This is a genomic window from Sphingomonas sanguinis NBRC 13937 (genome assembly GCF_001591005.1).
In the GTDB taxonomy this organism is placed as follows: Bacteria; Pseudomonadota; Alphaproteobacteria; order Sphingomonadales; family Sphingomonadaceae; genus Sphingomonas; species Sphingomonas sanguinis.
Window position 1 is genome coordinate 1 of record NZ_BCTY01000083.1, and the last position, 8294, is coordinate 8294.

Below are 8294 nucleotides of genomic sequence, written 5' to 3' on the forward strand. Positions count from 1 at the left end.
AAATCTTTTCCATGCGGCTGAGGAGAGTTCGAGAGCTCAAATGCTGCCGTGACGCTCTTGCCAAGCTCATCGGCGCGACCCTCTATCTGCTCGACACAGGCGCCAAGAAGGCTCTCGTCGCGGACCTGACGCATCTGCCGGGTTGCAAGCTGCGCGATCTCGACCGCAGTCCCGGCATCGATCCCCTCGATCGCCTCATCCTCCACTAATTGGGCCAAGCTGCGGATCCGACGACGAGCGGCCGTCAACCGTTTACGCAGGAGTTCAATCCGCAAATCGGCGGCGTTTCCTTCGTTCGCAGTCTCGACGAACTCCCGGTACCGCGCTCCCAGCGGACTGAGATCGATCCCGTAAGCGTAGATCAGTCGGCCATCCTTGCCACGGGCGCCAATCCGGTTGCCATTGGCACTATCACGGTGAGTCAGCAGCCCGTGGCGTGCTGCACTGGTCAGCATTTTCTGCAGTTGCCGGACTCCGATGCCGAGCTTCTGGGTCAGCTTCTCATTAGAGGGGAAGACGATTGGACGCTGTCCGTCAGACCAGTCGATCGCGCGGGACCAGCTCATCAGCGTATCGATGGCATGGACGAGGCGAGGGGGGATACCCAGATAGGGTGCCGCCCTCTTGAACATGGTGAGGACTTGCCGGTGGCTGACGTCGTCAGGAAGACCGTTGAATGCATAAGCAAGCTGGTCAGTGGCGGCGGTGCGCTCATCTATCCGGCGGTGACCGGCGCCTGGAGCGTAGACATAGGTGCTCATTCGGAAAATCCCCTTTGGATTTCCGTGCGGACGCAGAAGTCCGTGGCGCCCTGAGCGCTTTCGTCTTGCTGCGTATTCGGAGCTCGGTTAGGTGATCGTTGTCACACGGCCTCTTCGAGGTTCCGAAAAGCCCGGCCTAGTGCCGGGTTTTTCTTTTCTGCACGGCATTCCCTTGTTCTGGTTTCTCGCCGTCGCTCGGCGACGAGGTCGCGCCTGGGACACCCGGGGCTTGCGACTTTCACAAGGTAAACGGCAGTTGCGTCGAGAGTCGCGTCTCGCGGCTCGTGCTATCTGTTACCGTGTCTAGGAAATCCTCGTGCTTTCAGTTTCCCTATGCGCCGATTGGCGCCATGCGCAGCGGAGTAGGGGGATACGGTAACTGATAGCACGTGCCCATCTGGGGCTTGATCGTGCTTGCTCGCTTGAACGGCAGCGCCTCGTGCTTTCAGTTACCCTATGTCTGAGAAGAGCGAGCGAGCGCAGCTGGGCGGACGATCTCCACTACATGAACCCCTTCCCAGCGTGATCGCGGTAGCGCTCGGTATCCCGGACATACTCGGCCACCATGTCGATCGACGCATGGCGGCTGTGCTGCCGCATCTTGAACAGATTGGCGTTCTGGCGTCCGGCCTCGATGAGGAACCCCGCTCACAAGGAATGGCCCGCGAACAGTTCGGGCGCATAGCCGGCTGCGGCTGCGGCAGCCTTCACCACCAGCGCCACGCCCTTGGTGCTCATCGCCTGCTTGGTTAGGCGACCCTGCGGTGTGAGCTTGCGAAAGACCGGCCCAGCGGTGATCCCGCCGTTATAATGGTGTACCGGCTCCAGCCGCCGTCCGTCGAGCACGGAGACACTTTGGCCAGCGCCAGACTGGTTCGTCTTTGACGACTTCATGTAGATGGTAAGTCCCTCTGGGTCCCGCGTCACTCTTGCAACCGCGATCGCCACCAGTTCGGAGCGACGAAACGCGCGTCACCGGAAACCGAGAGGCTTAGGGCTCGAATGGAACTGGCTGTGTCAGTTCTGCGGCGTGAGAGACGGTGATGATCAGAAGGTTTGTCGCGTCCTCCGATCTGGCGGATAACGCATTGGGATTAATCGGCGCGGCGACGGCGTGAACAGAACTATGAAGAGCGTCAATTTCATGCTGGCGTTTGCGAAGGTAGAATTCTCGCCGCGCAACGTAGGGATCGTCGCTTGCTCTAATCCGCTGCAGATCCTCGTCGAACTCGGCCCTGCGGTCGAGTACGCCCAACGCTGTGGCAGGAACTGCGTATCCCGGTTGATTGAAGGGAGGTCCCCCAATGCCTGGAACGATCGCGCGATCGACAAGGCCACCGATCGCGTCGCGCAGCGTGGTTGGTCCAAGGAACGGAAGAAAGATGAACGGGCCGGGTTTGACGCCGTAATAGCCGAGCGTATAGGCAAAGCCATTGGGGCGGCGTGGCAAGTTGAAGGGTTTACGCTTGGCCATATCCACGAGCCCGGCGACCCCGATCGTCGTGTTCACTGCGAAGCGGCCTGCAGTCTCCGCAGCTTTGCCGGGCTTGAGCTGTAGCAAGTAGTTCGCAAAGACCACTGGCTCTCGCAGGTTTTTGAAGAAGTTGCGTAGACCGCTACGGACCGGGCTTGGCATGGCCCGCTTGTAGGCCAGAGCGACGGGACCGAACACGGCCTTGTCGACGGCCTGCGTCGCCTCGAAGGACTTCGCGTTCACGGCCTCGAGCGGATCGCCGGCGGATCGACGACGACCGGTCACGACGATTTCGCCGACCGGCTCGGGCTGAGAGGGACCCGGCGGCACGGTCTGAGTGATGCCCGTCGCGGCCGGCGGCGGCGATGGGGGCAGCAACGCGGGAGCGGCCTGAACGAACGCGGCGACCGGAGATCGCGCACCGACAGGCTGGACGGTCGCAGCGAGCGGCATCGTTATCAGCATGTAATTGTTCTCCGGCAAGGCACCGCGAGGAATCGCCAGCGGGTCGGCGACCTTCTCCCTTCATGACCTCACGCAGCGGACGGCACGGCGAGCGCCTAGCCGCAGCTGTTGATCAAAAGATCGGTCGCGATCGGCGCGTCGGGTGAAGATTCGGCTTAGGATTTGGAAGGTGTGCGCGCTTATCGAGCCATAGCGACCACCTCCAACTTCGCGAGAAGGGTAGGGTGGCGAACTGCGGCGACGCCGCGCGACATCGTCTTGCCCGCATGGAAAGCTTCTTCATTGCGTTCGGCGATAGTGGTGACGTCCGCCAGCTTATCAGGATCATCCGCGCCTTCGCTCTCGCGAGTCGGCTGGGTGACCGGCTGACGATCGTCGGTTGCGCGCAGAAGCGGCGCAAGCTGGCGAAATGGGTCGAGGCACTTCGGATTGACGGCGTAACAACCCTCGCCGATGTCGATGACTGGGAGTTCTGGGTTCGTGATCCTCGCGCGGTGATCATTTTTGCGCGTTTGCACAGCGGACGCGAACACCTGCTCCTCAACGCCCTGGCGCAGGGGGTGCCGATTGTAGCGCTCGGTTTCGATGACCGCTCTGCGGAGTTCGCACGCTATGCGACGTTGATCAATGTACCGGAAGCCGACGACGTAATTGGGCTTTGTAGCACTCTGTTGTACCTTCAGCGACGGGACAGACACTCGGTCGAACGAGGGGCACCTTCCGCGTCGGTCAGGAACAACCTAGTCGGGGTCGGTACATAGAACGGACACAGATATACGCTAAGCGCCGACAGGTCTGCTTGAGTGTCCGAAAACACCTGTTTGTCGCACATTGATGCGGAAGATGGCCGTTTTTGTGCTTGCGGGAGTCGAAGGCCGGTGTTCCGATCGCAACCGCATTAGCGGACGCTCGAGTCACAAATGGGGGGATCCAAAAACGGTCTTTCGTTCAGGTCGATCTTTGCCATCCCGGTCGCTTTTGATGCAAAAATCAAAACTTTTGCATCAACGAAATGGGCAACCACAATGCCATAAATTATCGAGAAGTTGACGGATTTACCGACGCTGGGATTTCATTAGAGCATGTCGTTCGACATGTGCCAGCAGCACTTCGATATCTTCACGACTGATATCGAAGCTTTCGTGCATATCTTCCAGTGCCGCATCGATATCGGATGAATGAAAAGCTCGTGGAACGCGAGGCTCCGGCGTGAGGGCTGGTACGTGCGGATAGCTATGTGTGGTCATACGATGAAAGAACATAGCTATCGACACAAGTGCTATGGAATTGATCGCTACCGGCGCGAAAGCGAAGCTATACCCTGCTGCGTGAATGCCTTGGCTGCCAATTACTGCAGTAAGCGCAGCCGCGCCTCCCGGAGGATGTAGGCAGCGTAGTAGCGACATCACCAGAATCGCGCCGCCCACCGCGACGCCAGCGGCAAGTGTGATGTCTGGATGTTGATTGCCACTGAGAAGTGACCCGGGGCGCGTATAAATTACCACTGAGAATTGACCCATGTTTTCCTCCCTTCCGGCTGCCAGTCGGAGGGGCTTGGAGTGATCGACATGGACTTACTCAGTGTGATCCGCCGGTGGCATTTCCGGCAGGGGATCTCCATTCGGGAGATCAGGCGCCGGACCGGCCTGTCCCGCAACAACATCCGCAAATATCTGCGCTCCGATACGGTTGAGCCCAGCTTCAAGGTCCCGTTGCGACCCAGCAAACTCGATCCCTTCGCGGACAAGCTGACGGCTTGGCTGCGGGTGGAATCCAAGAAATCCCGCAAGCAGAAGCGGACCGCCAAGCAACTCTACGTTGATCTGGTGAAGCTGGGTTACGATGGCTCCTATAACCGGGTCGCCGCCTTCGCCCGGCGATGGCGGACCGAGCTTCAGTATGAACAGCAGACCAGCGGGCGCGGGACGTTCGTGCCTCTGGTTTTCCAGCCTGGCGAGGCCTTCCAGTTCGACTGGAGCGAGGATTATGCCGTGCTGGACGGCAAGGTGACCAAGCTGCAGGTTGCCCATACCAAGCTGGCACATAGCCGCGCCTTCATCGTGCGCGCCTATCTGCTCCAGACCCATGAGATGCTGTTCGACGCGCTGGCGCAGGCATTCCGGGTGCTGGGCGGCGTGCCGCAGCGGGGCATCTTCGACAATATGCGCACCGCTGTCGACAAGATCGGGACAGGGAAGGCGCGGCAGGTCAATGCCAGGTTCGCCGCCTTGGCCAGCCACTATCTGTTCGAGACCGATTTCTGCAATCCGGCTTCTGGCTGGGAGAAAGGACAGGTCGAGAAGAACGTCCAGGACACTCGACGCCGGTTGTGGCAACCGATGCCCAGCTTCCGCGATCTGGCTGAGTTGAACGCCTGGCTGGAAGAGCAATGCATCGTCCAATGGGGCGAGATCCAGCATGGCGTCATGCCCGGCACCGTGGCCGATGCGCACGCCGAGGAAGTTGCCTGCCTGATGCCGCTGGGCCGGCCCTTCGATGGCTTTGTCGAGCAGATAAAGCGCGTGTCGCCGACCTGCCTCGTCGCCTTCGATCGCAACCGCTATTCCGTGCCTGCATCCTTCGCGAACCGGCCGGTCAGCCTGAGGGTCTACCCGGATCGTCTGGTCATAGCGGCCGAAGGCCAGATCGTGTGCGAACATGCCCGGCTCATCGACCGTTCCCATCACAAGCCGGGACGCACAATCTATGACTGGCGGCATTATCTGGCAGTGGTCCAGCGCAAGCCCGGCGCCTTGCGCAATGGCGCGCCTTTCCTCGAGATGCCGCAAGCCTTCCGGCAGTTGCAGGGCCATCTGCTCAAGCGCCCAGGCGGCGACAGGGAGATGGTCGAGATCCTGTCTCTCGTTCTGCATCACGACGAGCAGGCTGTGTTGAGAGCGGTCGAGTTGGCTCTGGAAGCCGGTGTTGCCACCAAGACCCACGTGCTCAACGTGCTGCATCGCCTTATCGATGGCAAGGCGCCTCCAGCAGCGCCGATCGATGCGCCTCAGGCCCTGCGTCTGGCGCAGGAGCCCGCGGCCAATGTCGTTCGCTACGATACGCTCAGGGAGATCCGCCATGCGTCATGATCCCGCCAGCGCGGCCATCGTCGTCATGCTGCGCAGCCTCAAGATGTTCGGCATGGCGCAAGCTGCCGGAGAACTGATCGAGCAGGGCGCGCCTGCCTTCGATGCTGCCGTGCCCATGCTGTCTGGGCTCCTGAAGGCAGAGATGGCCGAACGGGAGGTCAGGTCGATCGCCTATCAGATCAAGGCGGCCCGCTTCCCGGCCTACAAGGATCTTACGGGCTTCGATTTTGCCGCCAGCGAGATCAACGAAGCCCTCGTGCGCCAGCTTCACCAGGGCGACTTCATGGAAAACGCCGACAACGTCGTGCTGATCGGCGGGCCCGGCACCGGCAAGAGCCATATCGCCACGGCTCTGGGCATTCAGGCTGTCGAGCATCACCGCAAGAAGGTTCGCTTCTTCTCCACGGTCGATCTGGTCAATGCGCTTGAGCAGGAAAAGACCTTGAACCGGTCCGGCCAGCTGACAGAACGCCTGCTACGACTCGACCTGCTCATCCTCGATGAACTGGGCTACCTGCCCTTCAGCCCATCGGGCGGTGCCATGCTCTTCCATCTTCTCAGCAAACTGTACGAGCGCACCAGCGTCGTCATCACCACCAACCTGAGCTTTAGCGAATGGGCTGGCGTGTTCGGCGATGCCAAGATGACCACCGCGCTGCTCGATCGGCTCACCCACCACTGCCACATCCTGGAAACCGGAAACGACAGCTTCCGCTTCCGTGCCAGCACCGCAGCCCCCACAACCAGAAAGGAGAAGCCCGCATCTTGAACCTGCCGAGAAACGGCAGCACATAAACCACACCCACCCGGGTCAATTCTCAATGGAAATCCCGGGTCACTTCTCAGTGGCAATCAACAGTCTGGAAACAGATTGAACGCCCATACGCCAATCAAGGTTGAAATGGTGTTGCCGCCGACCACGGCCCAAGGCTGGGCTAGAGGGCTGGAAGGCACGGCAAATACCAGTACCGCTGAAGCACCAAGGGGTGCGACAATGATCGGCAAATCCATAGCAGAAAGAGGAAGGCCAGCACAAACTACGATGGTAAGAGCGATGGCAATCGCAGCACCCAAACTTGCGATCAATCGATCTGGCAAGGTCGCGCCTGCAAGGATTGGCTTGAATATGTTTAGCACGATATCTGGGAAATTAGTTGTAGACTAAAGTGGTGCTGGCGCGGGGTACGTTCGAGAGCTGGATCGCTGCAGGGAGCCGTGAGCCAGCGGCAGCCTGCGCAAGAGTTTGTTGGTCCAACTCAGCGAGAAATACGCCCATAGCTTTGTTAAGCATACCTCTTAGACCACAGCTGCCGCGCAGGATGCAGTTTTCGCAATCGGCAAGATTCAGACATGGCTCGGTAAGTCTCACCACTTCACCAAGCGTGATAGTTTCGGCTGAACGCCCGAGACGAAATCCTCCGCTGCGCCCGCGCACGGTCTGGAGTAGACCAGCGTTGGAAAGCACATTTACTACCTTCATCGCATTATTGCGTGAAATAGCATGGTCGGCAGCCACTTGCGCGACCCCCAACAGCCCGTCTCCATCCCGAGCAGCTAGTGCTGCATGGAGCAAAATGCGTAGCGCGTAGTCGGTATGCGCGGTCAGGCGCATCTCAAATCTTGACCTTAAACATGCAGGTGCATTGCATCTTTTTAGAGCAGGAGTATAGATGCATTCCATCAGCATGTTTATATGGAATTGCCCATGACCACGCCGCTTTCTGAACAGACTATCGCCATCGTCAAATCCACTGCGCCGATCCTGCAGGTTCATGGCGTGGAAATCACGACGCGCATGTACGAACGGCTGTTTGTCGATCCTGAAATCAAAGCCCTATTCGATATGGCGGCTCAAGAATCTGGCGAGCAGCCTAAGCGGCTTGCGGCTGCCATCCTTGCCTTCGCACAGAACGCCGACAAGCTTGAGGCGTTGAAACCCGCGATCGAACGCATCGCTGCGCGCCACGTCGCGACGCACATTAAGCCAGAGCATTACCCTGCCGTTGCGAACGCCTTGCTCCCGGCGATCAAGGACGTTCTTGGGGATGCGGTTGATGATACCGTGCTGAATGCATGGGGCGAGGCGTATTGGTTCCTTGCTGACGTTCTGAAGGCACGTGAAACCATGCTCTACACTGAGGCGGCGTGACATCGGAAATCATGCCATCAGAGGCCGCTGCCGAACTTCCCGAAGGCTTGGAGCCATATCGTCAGACTGACGTGTTTACAGAGGTTTCGATTCCAGCGGGCCTTCGTAAGGATCATTGTACGAAGCCAGGGGTATGGGGGCTGATACAGGTGGCGGAAGGCCGATTGCGCTATTGCGTAACCGATCCACGCCGAGTGGGTGCCGAACTTATACTGACGCCTGAGAGCAGACCAGGTTTGGTGGAGCCTACGGTCCTCCATCATGTTGTGCCGCTTGGACCCGTCCGGTTTCATGTTCAATTCTACCGTCAGCTTTCCGAGGCTGTGCCGCTGTGTCGGTTTGAAGAACTGGCAACT

11 protein-coding genes are annotated in these 8294 nt (G+C 59.4%); 5 read left to right on the forward strand and 6 right to left on the reverse strand.

Annotation, left to right across the window (positions count from 1 at the left end; genetic code table 11):
• From SSA01S_RS18230 to SSA01S_RS18240, 3 genes are all read right to left on the reverse strand, one after another.
• On the reverse strand, nt 1-761 hold a 761-nt coding region (locus SSA01S_RS18230; RefSeq protein ID WP_272867567.1), incomplete at its 3' end, for a helix-turn-helix domain-containing protein.
• A gap of 648 nt (nt 762-1409) precedes the next feature.
• Nucleotides 1410-1655, reverse strand: a complete 246-nt coding sequence (locus SSA01S_RS19935) for a site-specific integrase (RefSeq protein ID WP_061781535.1) — start codon at nt 1653-1655, stop codon at nt 1410-1412.
• Nucleotides 1656-1752: 97 nt separating this feature from the next.
• On the reverse strand, nt 1753-2700 hold the full coding sequence (locus SSA01S_RS18240) for an MlaA family lipoprotein (RefSeq protein ID WP_061781536.1): 948 nt from the start codon (nt 2698-2700) through the stop codon (nt 1753-1755).
• Nucleotides 2701-2966: 266 nt separating this feature from the next.
• Here SSA01S_RS18240 and SSA01S_RS18245 point away from each other — a divergent pair, with 266 nt between their 5' ends.
• Nucleotides 2967-3461, forward strand: a complete 495-nt coding sequence (locus SSA01S_RS18245) for a hypothetical protein (protein ID WP_061781537.1) — start codon at nt 2967-2969, stop codon at nt 3459-3461.
• A gap of 294 nt (nt 3462-3755) precedes the next feature.
• Here the strand turns inward: SSA01S_RS18245 and SSA01S_RS19320 are convergent, their stop codons facing one another.
• A complete protein-coding gene (locus SSA01S_RS19320; RefSeq protein WP_082795186.1) occupies nt 3756-4220 on the reverse strand; it encodes an HPP family protein in 465 nt (154 codons plus the stop codon).
• 48 nt (nt 4221-4268) lie between these two features.
• Between SSA01S_RS19320 and istA the strand changes: the two genes are divergently transcribed.
• A complete protein-coding gene (istA, locus tag SSA01S_RS18250; protein WP_061781539.1) occupies nt 4269-5789 on the forward strand; it encodes an IS21 family transposase in 1521 nt (506 codons plus the stop codon).
• Nucleotides 5779-6558 (forward strand): IS21-like element helper ATPase IstB, encoded by a 780-nt coding sequence (gene istB, locus SSA01S_RS18255; RefSeq protein WP_061781538.1) that lies wholly within the window; start codon nt 5779-5781, stop codon nt 6556-6558. The genes istA and istB overlap by 11 nt, the downstream gene beginning before the upstream one ends.
• Before the next feature lie 83 nt (nt 6559-6641).
• On the opposite strand, the gene SSA01S_RS19325 is transcribed toward istB, so the two are convergent.
• Both SSA01S_RS19325 and SSA01S_RS19330 read right to left on the reverse strand, forming a co-directional pair.
• Nucleotides 6642-6926, reverse strand: a complete 285-nt coding sequence (locus SSA01S_RS19325) for an HPP family protein (protein ID WP_217996070.1) — start codon at nt 6924-6926, stop codon at nt 6642-6644.
• A 13-nt stretch (nt 6927-6939) separates the two neighbouring features.
• Nucleotides 6940-7470, reverse strand: coding sequence for an RrF2 family transcriptional regulator (locus SSA01S_RS19330; protein WP_244885710.1), 531 nt, complete (start codon nt 7468-7470; stop codon nt 6940-6942).
• A 24-nt stretch (nt 7471-7494) separates the two neighbouring features.
• Here SSA01S_RS19330 and SSA01S_RS18260 point away from each other — a divergent pair, with 24 nt between their 5' ends.
• Nucleotides 7495-7938, forward strand: a complete 444-nt coding sequence (locus SSA01S_RS18260) for a globin domain-containing protein (RefSeq protein ID WP_037479448.1) — start codon at nt 7495-7497, stop codon at nt 7936-7938.
• An 11-nt stretch (nt 7939-7949) separates the two neighbouring features.
• The coding region (locus SSA01S_RS19335) for a TehB family protein (RefSeq protein ID WP_082795188.1) at nt 7950-8294 on the forward strand (345 nt) is incomplete at its 3' end.